Annotated in this window: 17 protein-coding genes; 10 read left to right on the top strand and 7 right to left on the bottom strand. The window is 70.9% G+C overall.

Annotated features, from left to right (window positions below):
* Window positions 1-95 precede the first annotated feature (95 nt).
* Complete coding sequence (locus tag BLR90_RS16035) at window positions 96-1,580, top strand: FAD-dependent oxidoreductase (protein ID WP_091026242.1); 1,485 nt, start codon at window positions 96-98, stop codon at window positions 1,578-1,580.
* 44 nt (window positions 1,581-1,624) lie between these two features.
* On the opposite strand, the gene BLR90_RS16040 is transcribed toward BLR90_RS16035, so the two are convergent.
* Window positions 1,625-2,077 carry a DUF5709 domain-containing protein gene (locus tag BLR90_RS16040; RefSeq protein ID WP_091026243.1) on the bottom strand — a complete coding sequence of 151 codons (453 nt, stop codon included), beginning with the start codon at window positions 2,075-2,077 and terminating at the stop codon, window positions 1,625-1,627.
* A complete protein-coding gene (leuA, locus tag BLR90_RS16045; RefSeq protein ID WP_091026244.1) occupies window positions 2,074-3,822 on the bottom strand; it encodes a 2-isopropylmalate synthase in 1,749 nt (582 codons plus the stop codon). Before leuA ends, BLR90_RS16040 begins: the two co-directional genes overlap by 4 nt.
* Window positions 3,823-4,063: 241 nt before the next feature.
* Here leuA and BLR90_RS21100 point away from each other — a divergent pair, with 241 nt between their 5' ends.
* From BLR90_RS21100 to BLR90_RS16055, 3 genes are all read left to right on the top strand, one after another.
* Complete coding sequence (locus BLR90_RS21100) at window positions 4,064-4,222, top strand: hypothetical protein (RefSeq protein WP_170254306.1); 159 nt, start codon at window positions 4,064-4,066, stop codon at window positions 4,220-4,222.
* A gap of 162 nt (window positions 4,223-4,384) precedes the next feature.
* Window positions 4,385-4,987 carry a methyltransferase gene (locus BLR90_RS16050; RefSeq protein ID WP_218029402.1) on the top strand — a complete coding sequence of 201 codons (603 nt, stop codon included), beginning with the start codon at window positions 4,385-4,387 and terminating at the stop codon, window positions 4,985-4,987.
* A 95-nt stretch (window positions 4,988-5,082) separates the two neighbouring features.
* The gene (locus tag BLR90_RS16055; RefSeq protein ID WP_091026246.1) at window positions 5,083-5,877 is read left to right on the top strand and encodes a sigma-70 family RNA polymerase sigma factor; all 795 of its coding nucleotides are present in this window, start codon (window positions 5,083-5,085) and stop codon (window positions 5,875-5,877) included.
* Here BLR90_RS16055 and BLR90_RS16060 read toward each other — a convergent pair whose 3' ends face one another.
* Genes BLR90_RS16060 through BLR90_RS16070 form a run of 3 tightly spaced genes read right to left on the bottom strand, consistent with a single transcriptional unit; the run spans window position 5,878 to window position 8,158 of the window.
* A complete protein-coding gene (locus BLR90_RS16060; RefSeq protein WP_091026247.1) occupies window positions 5,878-6,243 on the bottom strand; it encodes a hypothetical protein in 366 nt (121 codons plus the stop codon).
* A 33-nt stretch (window positions 6,244-6,276) separates the two neighbouring features.
* Window positions 6,277-7,641 (bottom strand): cation:proton antiporter domain-containing protein, encoded by a 1,365-nt coding sequence (locus BLR90_RS16065; protein ID WP_091026248.1) that lies wholly within the window; start codon window positions 7,639-7,641, stop codon window positions 6,277-6,279.
* 13 nt (window positions 7,642-7,654) lie between these two features.
* Entirely contained in the window at window positions 7,655-8,158 is a 504-nt protein-coding gene (locus BLR90_RS16070; protein WP_091026249.1) for a hemerythrin domain-containing protein, read from the bottom strand.
* 57 nt (window positions 8,159-8,215) lie between these two features.
* On the opposite strand from BLR90_RS16070, the gene BLR90_RS16075 reads away from it, so the two are divergent.
* The 6 genes from BLR90_RS16075 (at window position 8,216) to BLR90_RS16095 (ending at window position 11,836) form a co-directional block, all read left to right on the top strand.
* Window positions 8,216-8,362: a DUF1059 domain-containing protein gene (locus BLR90_RS16075; RefSeq protein ID WP_091026250.1), complete on the top strand. Its 147-nt coding sequence runs from the start codon at window positions 8,216-8,218 to the stop codon at window positions 8,360-8,362.
* 8 nt (window positions 8,363-8,370) lie between these two features.
* Complete coding sequence (locus BLR90_RS16080) at window positions 8,371-8,856, top strand: flavodoxin family protein (RefSeq protein WP_091026251.1); 486 nt, start codon at window positions 8,371-8,373, stop codon at window positions 8,854-8,856.
* A 63-nt stretch (window positions 8,857-8,919) separates the two neighbouring features.
* Window positions 8,920-9,735 carry a septum formation family protein gene (locus BLR90_RS16085; protein WP_245715355.1) on the top strand — a complete coding sequence of 272 codons (816 nt, stop codon included), beginning with the start codon at window positions 8,920-8,922 and terminating at the stop codon, window positions 9,733-9,735.
* Complete coding sequence (locus BLR90_RS16090) at window positions 9,735-10,583, top strand: septum formation family protein (RefSeq protein WP_091026434.1); 849 nt, start codon at window positions 9,735-9,737, stop codon at window positions 10,581-10,583. The genes BLR90_RS16085 and BLR90_RS16090 overlap by 1 nt, the downstream gene beginning before the upstream one ends.
* Before the next feature lie 36 nt (window positions 10,584-10,619).
* The gene (locus BLR90_RS21105) at window positions 10,620-10,769 is read left to right on the top strand and encodes a hypothetical protein (protein ID WP_170254307.1); all 150 of its coding nucleotides are present in this window, start codon (window positions 10,620-10,622) and stop codon (window positions 10,767-10,769) included.
* The gene (locus tag BLR90_RS16095; protein WP_091026252.1) at window positions 10,766-11,836 is read left to right on the top strand and encodes a YihY/virulence factor BrkB family protein; all 1,071 of its coding nucleotides are present in this window, start codon (window positions 10,766-10,768) and stop codon (window positions 11,834-11,836) included. Before BLR90_RS21105 ends, BLR90_RS16095 begins: the two co-directional genes overlap by 4 nt.
* A gap of 253 nt (window positions 11,837-12,089) precedes the next feature.
* Here BLR90_RS16095 and era read toward each other — a convergent pair whose 3' ends face one another.
* Both era and BLR90_RS16105 read right to left on the bottom strand, forming a co-directional pair.
* Window positions 12,090-13,019 carry a GTPase Era gene (gene era / locus BLR90_RS16100; RefSeq protein WP_091026253.1) on the bottom strand — a complete coding sequence of 310 codons (930 nt, stop codon included), beginning with the start codon at window positions 13,017-13,019 and terminating at the stop codon, window positions 12,090-12,092.
* Window positions 13,012-13,785 carry a siderophore-interacting protein gene (locus tag BLR90_RS16105; RefSeq protein WP_091026254.1) on the bottom strand — a complete coding sequence of 258 codons (774 nt, stop codon included), beginning with the start codon at window positions 13,783-13,785 and terminating at the stop codon, window positions 13,012-13,014. The genes era and BLR90_RS16105 overlap by 8 nt, the downstream gene beginning before the upstream one ends.
* Between the last annotated feature and the right edge of the window lie 4 nt (window positions 13,786-13,789).

Consider the following 13,789-nt stretch of genomic DNA (forward strand, 5'->3'; position numbering starts at 1 on the left):
ACCGCGCTCCTTGTTGACCCGCCCGAAAGTTTCGGGCGGGTCAACGTGAGATCTGGATAACCGCATCATTTGTGAGGGCACGGGGACCGGGGGGCATGGCACTCGTCTCCCTCTGGCAGGACCGGCACCTGCGCACCTTGGTCGAGCAGCAGCCCGTGGAGGGTCACGCCGACGTCGTGGTCGTCGGGGCCGGGATCACCGGCCTGACCACCGGGCTGCTCCTGGCCCGAGCCGGCAAGTCGGTCACCGTCCTCGAGGCGGAGTACGTCGGTCACGGCACCACCGGCCGCAGCACCGCGAAGGTCAGCCTGTTGCAGGGCACCCAGCTCTCCCAGGTCGCCAAGCGGCACTCGACCGACCTGGTGCGCGACTACGTCGACGCCAACACCGAGGCGCAGGCCTGGGTCGCGCGGTTCTGCGACGACCACGGGGTCGACGTCCAACGCCGCCCGGCGTACACCTATGCCCACAGCAAGCACGGCCGCACCTCCGTCCAGCGTGAGCTCGCCCTCGCCCAGCAGGCCGGCCTCGGCGCCGTCTGGCTCGACGAGCTCGACCTCCCCTACCCCACGGCCGGCGGGGTCCGGCTGGACGACCAGCTCCAGCTCGACCCGATCGAGCTGCTCGAGGCGCTGGCGCAGCAGGCGCGCGACCACGGCGCCGACATCGTCGAGGGCGCCCGGGTCGTCAAGGTGCGCTCGGACGACTGGGTCACGGTCGAGACCGAGGCCGGCACGGTCACCGCGGACCGGCTCGTCGTCGCGACCAACATGCCCATCCTCGACCGGGGCGCGTTCTTCGCCCGGGCGCACCCCGCGCGTTCCTACGGGATGGCCTTCCGCACCGCGACCCAGGCGGTCGACGGCATGTACCTCTCCGCCGACGCCCCGTCCCGCTCGCTGCGCGACGCCCCCGCGAGCGACGGCCACCTGCTGCTGGTCGGCGGCGCCGGCCACACCACCGGACGAGGTGCCCCGGAGTCCACGCGGCTCGACGAGCTGCGCCAGTGGACCCACGAGCACTTCCCCGGCGCCACCGAGACCCACGCGTGGTCGGCGCAGGACTACGTGCCCATCCACGCACTGCCCTATGCCGGGCCGCTGGTGCCGGGTCACGACGAGATCCTGGTCGCGGGCGGCTACTCCAAGTGGGGCATGACCAACGGCGTCGCCGCTGCGCTCGCCCTGAGCGGGCAGATCCTCGGCGGCCACCAGGAGTGGGCGCGCGTGATGCGGACCTGGAGCCGGCACGAGCTGCGCGGCGTACTGGATGGGCTCCGCATCAACGGCGAGGTCGGCTTCGAGATGACCCGCAGCTGGGTGCGCCCGCTACGGCCGGCGAGCGGTACGCCCGAGGAGGGCAGCGGCCGCGTGCGCTTCGACCACGTGGGCGCCCCCACCGCCGAGTCCACCCAGGGCGGCCGGACGACCCAGGTCTCAGGCGTCTGCACGCACCTGGGTGGCATCGTCCGCTTCAACGACGCCGAGCGCAGCTGGGACTGCCCGCTGCACGGCTCCCGCTTCGGCTCCGACGGCGAGGTCCTCGAGGGCCCCGCGGTCTGCGGCCTCCGCAAGCGCTGACACACGTTGACCCGCCCGAAAGTTTCGGGCGGGTCAACGTCAGATCAGTAGTCCGAGTCGGGGACGACGTGCATGGCTGCCTCCTCCGCAGAGGCGCCCGCGCCGTCGATGCCGACGTCGTTGCCGATGAGGTCCTTCTCGGAGTCCTCACCGGTGCCCTCGTCGGGGTCGACGAGACGTCCGGCGCGCACGTCGCCGACCTCACCGTCGTCGAGGAACTCATCGGCCTCGCTCGGGCCGTCGTCGACTCCTGAGGCACGCTCGGCGTAGGGGTCCGGCTCGGGCTCCTCCTGGCGAATCCGCTGCTCGAGGCTCTCCCCCGTCGCCTCTTCGTACGGCGTGTTCCCGAAGCCCTGCCCCGCCGAGTAGTGCTCGGGCGGGGAGTAGCCGCGGTCCAGGATGTCGGCCACGTCGTCGCCACTCAACGAGTCTCCCGGCTGGAGCTGGTCCTCGTCGTCGACGCTGTAGTCCCCGTAGCTCTCGGTTTCGCTGCTCATGCCTCGACGCTACTCCTCGCGCCACGGTTGACGGCGCTGACCACGGCCTTCAGCGAGGCGGTGACGATGTTGGCGTCCAGCCCCACGCCCCACAGGATCTCGTCGCCGACCGCGCACTCGACGTACGCCGCCGCGATGGCGTCGCCGCCCGACGAGAGCGCGTGCTCGTGGTAGTCGAGGACGCGGACGTCGAAGCTGCCGCCGTGGCCGTCGCGGGGAAGCTCGTTGATCGCGTTGACGAACGCGGCGATCGGCCCGTTGCCGGCGCCCTCGAGCGTGCGCACCTGGCCGTCGACGTAGACGTTGACGGTGAGCGCGTCCTTCTCGCCGGCCGCCGAGCTGGTGTGCACGGAGTTGAGCCGCAGCGGCACCTCGCGGGTGAGGTACTCCGAGGAGAAGACCTCCCAGATCTCCTCCGGCGAGACCTCGCCACCCTCGGCGTCGGTGCGCTGCTGGATGACGCGGCTGAACTCGATCTGCGCGCGGCGCGGCAGGTCGAGCTTGTGCTCGGCCTTGAGGATGTAGGCCACGCCACCCTTGCCGGACTGGCTGTTGACGCGGATGACCGCCTCGTAGGTGCGGCCGACGTCCTTGGGGTCGATCGGCAGGTAGGGCACGGCCCAGGGCTGCTCGTCGACCGGGACGCCTGCGGCGGCCGCGTCGCGCTCCATGGCCTCGAAGCCCTTCTTGATGGCGTCCTGGTGGGAGCCGGAGAAGGCCGTGTAGACCAGGTCGCCGCCGTAGGGGTGGCGCTCGGCGACCGGCAGCTGGTTGCAGTACTCCACCGTGCGCCGGACCTCGTCGATGTCGGAGAAGTCGATCTGCGGGTCGACACCCTGGCTGAACAGGTTGAGGCCCAGGGTCACCAGGCAGACGTTGCCGGTGCGCTCGCCGTTGCCGAAGAGGCAGCCCTCGATCCGGTCGGCCCCGGCGAGGTAGCCCAGCTCGGCCGCCGCCACCGCCGTACCCCGGTCGTTGTGGGGGTGCAGCGAGAGCACGACGTGCTCCCGGTGGGCCAGGTGCCGGTTCATCCACTCGATGGAGTCGGCGTAGACGTTGGGCGTCGCCATCTCGACGGTCGCGGGCAGGTTGATGATGACCGGCTTCTCGGCGGTCGGCTCGAAGACCTCGAGCACCTCGTTGCAGACGCGTACGGCGAACTCGAGCTCGGTGCCGGTGTAGGACTCGGGGCTGTACTCGTAGAAGACCGTGGTCTCGGGGATGGACTCCTCGAACTTCTTGCACAGCCGCGCGCCCTGGACCGCGATGTCGGCGATGCCGTCCATGTCGAGCCCGAACACCACGCGCCGCTGCAGCGTGGAGGTGGAGTTGTAGAGGTGGACGATCGCCTGCTTCGCGCCGCGGATCGACTCGTAGGTTCGCTCGATCAGCTCCTCGCGGGCCTGGGTCAGCACCTGGATCACCACGTCGTCGGGGATCAGGTCCTCGTCGATCAGCTGGCGCACGAAGTCGAAGTCGGTCTGGCTGGCGCTCGGGAAACCGACCTCGATCTCCTTGTAGCCCATCTGGACGAGCAGCTTGAACATGGCGAGCTTGCGCGCCGGCGACATCGGGTCGATCAGGGCCTGGTTGCCGTCACGCAGGTCGACGGCGCACCAGCGCGGCGCCTGGGTGATGGTCTTGTCCGGCCAGGTGCGGTCGCCCAGCACGACCGGGGTGAACGGCTCGTAGCGCCCGAACGACATCGGGCTGGGCTGCTGGGGGTTGTTCTCATGCATGGTCATGGTCCTCGCGGTCGGGCTGTGGGGCGGCCGGTCGCACGCACTCACTCCGCAGCGAGGGGGTCCGGCTCTGGCTCAGACCTCGCTGCGGCAGCGAAGGAGAAGCTGACGCGTCATGACGAGGCGACTCTACACGCTCGCGTACCACTCACGGGACCTCACCCGGATGGGTGGTTCTGCCGACTCTCGGTTTGGTACGTCGCCCGCGTGGGCATCCGGAAGTCACCTACCTCAGGGAGACCTCATGCTGAGTCTTGACTGGCCACTGCTCATGATCCTCGCGATCGCGCTCTCCGTGCTGATCGGCGTGCTCGGCGGATACGTCTCCGCCCGCTTCGCCGTGATCGGCTCGGAGCGCCGGCTCAACCGCTCCCTGAGCAGCCGGATCGCGCATGTCCGATAGCGACTGGATGGTGGTGTTGATCCTGCTCGTGGGCGTGCCACTGGCCGTGTGGGCCGGCGTGGCCATGCTGCGCGACCGCCGCTGACCATGGGCTGAGAGTCCGTTGCATATGTGCGAGCCGAGGGGGCACCGGTGGGCATGACGCGCGACACGAGAGAGCGCATGGCGTTCAGCCACCTGACTATCGAGTACGACGCCCGGGTGCTGGAGCCGCGCCCGTGGACCGCGATGCAGTCGCGATGGGCGGCAGAGCTGATCCCCGGGTCACCGGTCGGGCGGGTGCTCGAGCTCTGCGCCGGCGCCGGCCACATCGGGCTCCTGGCCGTCTCCCTGGCCAGCCGCCCGCTCGTGTGCGTGGACCTGAACCCGGCCGCGTGCGAGCTCACCCGGCACAACGCCGCGCTCGCCGGACTAGACGCCGACGTCGAGGTGCGCTGCGGCGACCTCGCGGACGTCGTACCTCCCGGCGAGGAGTTCGGCGTCGTGATCGCCGACCCGCCCTGGGTGCCCGCCGCCGACACCGGTCGCTTTCCCGAGGACCCGCTGCTTGCCATCGACGGGGGCGACGACGGCCTCACGGTCGCGCGCCAGTGCCTGCGCGTCGCCTCCGGGAGCACCGCCGACGGGGGCCACGTGCTGATCCAGCTCGGGACCCCGGAACAGGCCCGGCAGCTGGCCACGGAGGCGGCCGGGACCGCGCTCGACCTGGTCGAGATCCGCGAGGGCGAGCGCGGCGTCGTCGCCCGTTTCGACCGCGTCTCGTAGGGCGCCAAACGGGCGATCAGGACCCTTCACCCGGCGGGGTGTGCCGGTCACGGGCGGGGTCCGACACTCTCGATAGACACGGACAAAGGGAGCCCATGACGATTTCCACACTCGGGCGCACAGTCCCGCGAGACGTACGAAGCAGTGAGACGGCGCGCCTGTTCGCGCTCGTCTCTGAGGCCGACGAGGCCGAGCGGGAGGTCCTGCTCGAGCAGGTCGTCACCCTCAACATCCAGGTGGCCCACGCCATCGCCCGCCGCTACCAGAACCGCGGCGTCGCCATCGAGGACCTCGAGCAGGTCGCCTGCCTGGCACTGGTCCGCGCCGCCCAGCGGTTCGACCACACGATGGACCGAGACTTCCTGTCCTACGCCGTGCCCACGATGACCGGCGAGGTCAAGCGCTACTTCCGCGACCACGGCTGGACGATCCGTCCGCCGCGCCGCATCCAGGAGATCCAGTCACGCGTCATCGAGGCCCACAAGCAGGGCACCGAGCACGGCCGCTCCCCCACTCCCAGCGAGATCGCCGAGCGGCTCGACCTCAAGGTCGACGACGTCGTCGAGGCGCTGGGTGCCGGGGTGTGCTTCCAGCCGATCTCCATCGACCAGGCCGTCGAGGCCGACAGCCTCGAGTCGCTCAGCGACTTCCTCACCATCGACGACGAGGGTGCGCTCAACGCGGCGGAGGCGCGGGTACTGCTCGCACCGGTGCTGCGCCGTCTCGACCGCGACGAGCTGCGCCTGCTCGCCATGGCCTACGGCGAGGGCATGACCCAGCAGCAGATCGGCGACGCCCTGGGAGTCACCCAGATGACCATCTCGCGCCGCCTCACCCGGGTCCTCGCGAAGCTGCGCCAGGAGCTCAACGCCCAGCAGCACGCGGCCTGATCAGGTCCGTTCGTCCAGCAGCAGGGCCGCCGCGTTGAGGGCGGCCCACCCGAGCGTGATCGCCATGACCTTGGTGCGCAGCCCGCGGTCGTTGGTCGAGGACGACAGGGTGACGCAGTCGGTGAGGTCCATCGCGATCCTCAGCCCGACCGCCGTCCGCACCACCGCAGGTGAGCGCCCGCCGAGCGCCGCCAGGCTGATCGCCAGGTCGCGCCCGCCGTACGTGAACGCGAGGTCCCGGTAGGCCGGCATCTCCGCCAGGTCCGCCTTCAGGGCCTGGCCGAGGTGCTGGGGCTTGGCGAGGCAGTAGGCGCCGTACGCCGCCGAGGCGGCCGCGGTGACGCGGCTCGCGAGATAGGTCGTCATGACGCGCCGGTACCCATCCGGGGCGGACGTACGTCAGCCACCCTGCTGCCGGTTCGCGAGACCGGGACCCTCCGCTCCGCGCCGTGCGTCGACACGGGCCAGCCACGGCTTCGCCGAGACGCCGTGCACCAGGACCGACAGGACGATCGTGAACCCCACGGTCGACCACAGCCACGGCAGCGAGTCGAACTCGGCCTCGCCGGCGGCGTACGCGAGGTAGTAGAGCGAGCCCACACCTCGTACGCCGAAGAAGGCCACGGCCATCCGGTCGCCGCGGTCCATCCCACCGGGGCGGTCCTCGGCCCGGGGGAAGGCGGCGAGCGACACCCAGCCGGCCAGCGGCCGGATGACGAAGATCGAGGCGACCCCGACCAGCACGCTCGACCAGGTCAGGTCACTGAGGAGGCCGCGGGTGGTGGCGATGCCGAGGAACAGCAGCACCGCCAGGGTGAACAGCCGCTCCAGCCGCTCGATCACCTCGTGCATGGCGCGGTGATAGTCGTGGGCGCGCTCCGAGGCCCGCATCGCCATCGCGCAGGCGAAGACGGCGAGGAAGCCGTAGCCGCCGACCAGCTCCGCGGCGCCGTACGACGCCAGCAGCGCGGCGAGGGCCAGCAGCGGCTCGCCCTGCTCGGCGAGGCGGAGCGACGGCCGGTTGGAGCGGAACGCGATCCTGCCCAGCGCCCAGCCGGCGGCGATGCCGACGACGACGCCGATGACGACCTTGCCGGCGAGGTACCAGCCGAGCCACTCACCGGCGTCCGCGAGGCCGAAGCCGCCGGCCGCGATCAGGATCGCGAGGTAGACGAACGGGAACGCCAGCCCGTCGTTGAGGCCGGCCTCGGAGGTGAGCGCGAACCGCACCTCGTCGAGCCGTTGGGCGGTGTCGCCGTCCTCCTCGGCCAGCCCCTCCTCGAGCTCCTCGAGGTCGTCGGCGAGCATCGGCCCGCCCACCTGGACGTCGGAGGCGAGCACGGGGTCGGTCGGCGCGAGCACGGCTCCGAGGAGCAGCGCAGCGGCCGGCCCGAGGCCGACGACGGCCCAGCCGAGGAGCGCGACGGCCGCGATCGAGACCGGCATCGCCACGGCCAGCAGGCGCCAGGTGGCCGACCAGCTGGTCCACGTGCGCCACTTGTGCAGCCGCAGCGGACGGTCGAGGGCCAGCCCGACCCCCATCAGGGCGACGAGCACGGCCAGCTCGGTGACGTGCAGGATCACGGTCCGGTCGTCGACCGGGTCGAGGGAGAACTCGCCCGGGATCGGGAACAGCCCGATCACCAGGCCGATCCCGACCAGCACCATGGGTGCCGAGACCGCGAGCGAGCGCAGGGCTTGGGGCAGGATGACCGCGAGGAGCAGGCACAGCCCGGCTACGAGGTAGACCAGGGCATCGGTCATCGAGGCGTCGGGCTCAGGCGATCACAGCATCGATGGTCTTCTTGAGAGCGCTGGGCTGGGCCGGCGAGCGCGGCGCCTTCTTCTTGGCCTCCAGCATCTCCGCGCCGATGTCCTGGAGCACCTTGCGGCCGAGACCCTCGCGCACCTTGGGGAACCACTCGTCCTCCTCCTCCTCGATGTGATGGCGCACATTCTCGATGAGGACGGTGGTCTTGGCGGTGAAGCGCTCCGCGTCCGGCTTCATGCCGAAGAGCTCCATGACGAGCACGTCGGCCACGTGGTGCTCCTCGTAGGACTCGAGGACGTCATCCTCGACCTCGGGCAGCAGCTCGCGGACGCGGGGGTACATCACCTCGTTCTCGATGTAGGTGTGCACGGTGAGCAGCTCGATCATCTTCTGGACGAGCCGGCCCTTCTCCTTGTGGGCGTTCTCGCCGGCCTTCTCGAAGGCGGTGAACGTCTTCAGGATCTCTTTGTGGTCAGTCTTGAGCAGCACGATGGCATCGGTCGAAGTCATGTCCTCCGGTACCCATCACCCGCCGCAGTGACACAGCTGGGTGACACAGTGGACCCCATGAAGACCAGACTCACCTGCCCCTGCGGCACGATCATCCGCGCGACCGACGAGGACGACCTCGTCGAGCAGGCCCAGGCCCACCTCTCCGCGGAGCACCCCGGCCGCGAGTACGACCGCGACGCCATCCTCTTCATGGCCACCTGAGTCGAGACGTGCGCCGGCTCCTCGTCGTCCACCACTCCCCCACGCCGTCGGTCCGGTCCCTGACCGACGCCGTGGTCGCGGGCGCCAACGACGACGCGATCGATGGTGTCGACGTGGTGGTGCGCGACGCGCTGGCGGCGACCGCTGACGACGTACTGGGTGCCGACGGGTTCCTGTTCGGCACGACCGCCAACTTCGGCTACATGTCGGGTGCGCTCAAGCACTTCTTCGACACGATCTTCCTCGAGGCCGGCGGCGCGCTGGCCGACGACGGGTCGGCGTCGGCCGCGGGCGGTGGCAAGAAGCCCTACGGGCTGTGGGTGCACGGGCGCTACGACACGACCGGGGCGGTCCGGTCGGTGCAGTCGATCATCGGCGCGCTGCCGTGGGACCAGGCCGCGGCGGTGCTCGAGGTGCTGGGTGACGTGGGCGAGCAGGACACGGCGGCGGCGTACGACCTGGGCGGGACGCTCGCGGCGCTGCTCAGCGAGTAGGGCCGCGGCCGGCGGAGGTACGCTCGCAGCCCAAGCTCGCACCTCAGCCGGAAGGAACCGTCGTTGTCGCACCCGTGGTGGCGCCGCGCGGCCCTGACGTGCGCCGCGCTGGTCCTCGGCGTGGGACTGGCTGCGTGTGGTGAGTCGCCGCAGGGCGAGAACACCGACCCCGACCAGGTCGACTCCGTCGAGGTCCCCGAGCTCGGCGCCTGTCGCGTGCTGGCCCCGGACGACGTGGCCCAGCCGAGTAACGCCACCAAGGCGGTCGACTGCAGCGAGCGGCACACGGCACAGACCTACGCCGTGGGCGAGCTGCCCGACACCTTCGACGAAGCCGGGTACGACGACGAGGAGCTCGGCGCCTTCGCCTACGAGACCTGCTCGACGAAGTTCGAGAAGTTCCTGGGCGCTGACGAGAGCCTCGTGATGCGCACGATCGTGAGCTGGGCGTGGTTCCGTCCGAGCGAGAAGGCCTGGGAGGACGGCGCTCGTTGGTACCGCTGCGACGTCGTCGGCGGCGGCGAGCAGACCGAGGAGTTCGTCCAGCTCCCGGAGTCGGCCGAGGGCCTGCTCCTGGGACGCCCGAGCGACCGTTGGATGGTCTGCGTCTCCGGACCCTCGGTGACCGACTCGCTCAAGATCTCGTGCAGCGAGCCGCACGACTGGCGCGCCGTGACCACGATCAAGGTCGGCGAGCCCGAGGAGCCCTACCCGGGCGACCGGGTCGTCGAGGTGACGACCCGCGACTACTGCTCCGACTCCGTGGGCGCCTGGCTCAACTACCCGGTCGACTACGACTTCGGCTACACGTGGTTCCACGAGGCCGAGTGGGAGGCCGGCAACCGGCGTTCGGTGTGCTGGGCGAAGACCGCCGACTGATGTCAGCCCCGGTCCGAACCCCCAGGCGAGCCCGGACCCGTGCGCTGCTCGCGGTCGTCCTGCTCCCTGCGGTCCTGCTCGCCGCCGGGTGCACCGCCGACGAGCGCGAGCCGGAGTCCCCCGCCGCCTCGTCGGCACCCAAGCCCACGGCGACCGCCGTACCGCTTCCCGCGGACGGCGCCTGCTACCGCCTCTCCTTCAACGACGTCCTCGCGCCCAGCACCCAGGCCGAGGAGGTCAGGTGCAGCGCGGAGCACACCTCGATGACGTTCGCGGTCGGCACCCTCGACCGGGTCGTCGACGGCCACCTGCTCGCCGTCGACTCCGACCGGGTGCTCGACCGCCTCGCGGAACGCTGTCCCGACCGGCTCGCCGACCTGGTCGGCGGCACCCGGGAGGAGGCGCGGCTCAGCATGCTGCGCCCGGTGTGGTTCACGCCCACCCTCGCCCAGGCCGACGCCGGCGCCGACTGGTTCCGCTGTGACGTCATCGCCGTGGCCGGGCAGGAGCGCCTGGCACCGCTGCCCCGCCGCCTCGCCGGCGTGCTCGACTCCGACGAGGGCCGTCGTAGGTGGGGCATGTGCGGCACCGACGAGCCCGACTCCGCGGACTTCGAGCGGGTCCTCTGCTCGGCGCCCCACTCCTGGCGGGCGATCGCCGTCGTCGCCTTCGAGGCCGGCGACTACCCCGGCGAGGACGTCGTCCGCGACCGCGGGCAGACCCCCTGCGAGGACGCCGGCCGGGAGGTCGCCGACGACGCGCTCAACTTCCAGTGGGGCTACGAGTGGCCGACCCGCGAGCAGTGGGCCTCGGGCCAGACCTACGGCCGTTGCTGGGCACCCGACTGACGGCATGCCTCGCCTGCGGGCGGGTACCGGTGCCGCATGGAACGCCGTCGTCTTCTGATCATGTGGGCCGTCATCGTCTTCCTCGTCGTGGGTGGGGTGATGTTGTTCATCGGCATCTCCCAGGGTGAGGACACGTCGTACGGCGACAAGCCGGGCGGGACCGTCCAGCTGGGCGGTCCCGCGTGAGCACGAGCGAGCAGCAGCAGACCCCGACGGTCCACCCGGACGCCGACCCGGACGCCGGCAAGGTCGAGTCGCCGTCCGACCTCAGCAAGCACTCGTGGCACTACGTGCTGCGCAAGACAATCCGTGAGTTCTCCGACGACGAGTGCACCGACCTCGCCGCGGCACTCACCTACTACGCCGTGCTGGCGCTGTTCCCCGCCGTGGTCGCCCTCACCTCCGTCCTCGGCCTCGTCGACCAGGGCACCAAGGCCGTCGAGACCGTGCTCGACATCCTCGGCGACCTCGGCGGCGCGTCCGTCGTCGAGAGCGTGCGCGAGCCGTTGCTCGAGCTGAGCCAGTCGCAGAGCGCCGGCCTGGCGCTCGCGCTCGGCATCGCGGGAGCGCTCTGGTCGGCCAGCGGGTACGTCGTGGCGTTCGGCCGCGCGATGAACCGGATCTACGAGATGCCCGAGGGTCGCCCCGTGTGGAAGCTGCGGACCGCCATGCTGCTGCTCACCGTGGTCCTCGTGGCGCTGGTCGCGATCGTGCTCCTCGGCCTCATCGTGAGCGGGCCGGTCGCGGAGGCGGTCGGCGACGCGGTCGGGCTCGGCTCGACGGCGGTGACCGTCTGGAACATCGTCAAGTGGCCGGTGCTGCTGGTCGTCGTGATCCTGATCGTCGCGCTGCTCTACTACGCCACGCCCAACGTCAAGCAGCCGAAGTTCCGCTGGGTCAGCGTCGGCGCCGTGCTGGCCATCGTGACCTGGGTGCTCCTGTCGGCGGCGTTCGGCTTCTACGTCGCCAACTTCTCGTCGTACGACAAGACCTACGGCACCCTCGGCGGCGTCATCGCCTTCCTGCTGTGGCTCTGGCTGACCAACCTGGCCCTGCTGTTCGGTGCCGAGCTCGACGCGGAGCTGGAGCGGGGCCGCGAGCTCCAGTCCGGGATCGCGGCCGAGGAGGAGATCCAGCTCCCGCCGCGCGACACCCGCAACATCGAGAAGTCGCGCAAGAAGGAGCTCGAGGACATCCGGCGCGGCCGCGCGCTGCGCGTGGGCCACGTCCGCCGGCGCCGCCACCAGGAGTGACCCTCGCTGAGCGGCAGCCGGCGGGTCGACCAGGACAGCGCGGTGGATCTGACACATCTGGTGTGTCAGATCCACCGCGTTGTGGGCGAACCGGGCCTAGACGCAGGCAGTTCACCCCCTGACGCCGGCATCTCAGGCGTGGAGCGGGCCGCCGACCCGCGAACTGCCGACATCCGGAGCCCGCGTGTTGGGTGCGGGCGGCGCGGCGAGACCCGGGCTGCTACCGCGCGGGCCGCCAGTCCTCGAGGAAGAGTCAGAAGCCCAGCTTGCGCAGCTGGCGGGGGTCGCGCTGCCAGTCCTTGGCGATCTTGATGTGCAGGTCGAGGTAGACGGGCGTCCCGAAGAGCGCCTCGATCTGGAGCCGGGCAGCCTTGCCGACGTCGCGCAGGCGGGCGCCCTTGTGGCCGATCATGATCCCCTTCTGGGAGTCGCGCTCGACGTAGAGGTTGGCGTGGATGTCGAGCAGCGGCCGGTCGGCGTCGCGGCCCTCGCGCAGGCCCATCTCCTCGACCACCACGGCGATCGAGTGAGGCAGCTCGTCGCGGACACCCTCGAGGGCGGCCTCGCGGATCAGCTCGGCGACGATCGCCTCCTCGGGGGCGTCGCTGAGGTCGCCGTCCGGGTAGAGCTGCGGGCCGGCGGGCAGCAGCCCGACCAGGAGCTCCTCGAGCAGCTTGACCTGGTCTCCGGCCTTGGCCGAGACCGGCACGATCTCGGCCCACTCGATGCCGGTCTCGGCGCCGAGCTTCTGGATGTCCAGCAGGTGCTGGCCGATCTGCTCGCCGGTCGCGAGGTCGGTCTTGGTGGCGATGGCGACCTTGATGGTGCGCTTGACCTTCGCCATCTCCTTGACGATGAACCGGTCGCCGGGGCCGACCTTCTCGTTGGCGGGCAGGCAGACGGCGACCACGTCGACCTCGCCGAGCGTGGTCTTCACCAGGTCGTTGAGGCGCTCGCCGAGCAGCGTCCGCGGCCGGTGCAGGCCTGGGGTGTCGACCAGGATCAGCTGGGCGTCGGGGCGGTGCACGATCCCGCGTACGACGGTGCGCGTCGTCTGCGGCTTGGAGCTGGTGATCACGACCTTGGTGCCGACCAGGGCGTTGGTGAGCGTCGACTTGCCGGCGTTGGGCCGGCCGACGAACGACACGAACCCGCTCTTGTGCTCAGGGGTCTCGTCAGCCATCTCGCACCTTGTCGTCGTAGTCGGCCCAGATCTCGTCGTCGTTCTTGCCGGCGGCCTTGCCGGCCCGCCAGAGCGGCCCGGGGTCGACCGCACGAGGCTGGCGGGTCGTACCGCCACGCCAGTAGCCCATCACGTCGTACGCCGTGCTGGGCAGCCGGCGCTCGCGCATGAGGTGTTTGCGGATCGCCCGCATCTGCGCGGACTCCCCCGCCATCCAGAAGTAGCCGTCGCCCTCGGGCCAGTCGATCGTCTCGACGACCGAGGCCAGCCGGCTCTCGCCGTCGTGGGGCGCGTCGAGCCAGTGGACGGTGGAGTACGTCGGGAGGTACTCGCTGAGGTCGTCGGGCACCTCGGCCCACACGTGGACCGGGACCGCGACCGAGGTCGAGATCCGCGCCATCGCCGGCATCGCGGTGAGGTCGCCGACGAGGATCACCCACGCCGCGGCTTCGGGCGGCGCGAAGGAGCCCTTGGGCTCGGTGAGCGTCACGGTCTCGCCGACGCAGTCGCCCTGGACCCACTCGGTCACCAGGCCGACGTCGTGCACGACGACGTCGAGGGTGAGCTCGCCGCCCTCCCAGGAGCGCACCGTGTAGTAGCGGCTCTGGAACTGCCCCGGCACGACCAGACCGACCCACTCGTCGGGGAGGCCGGTCGACTCGAAGTCGGCCAGGCCCGGTCCGCCGAGCACGATCCGCACCAGGTGGTCAGAGACCCGGGCGCGACGCAGCACCTGCGCGTCGTAGGACCGGGCTCTCGTGCTCACCCGT

Source organism: Nocardioides szechwanensis, assembly GCF_900103935.1.
GTDB lineage: Bacteria > Actinomycetota > Actinomycetes > Propionibacteriales > Nocardioidaceae > Nocardioides > Nocardioides szechwanensis.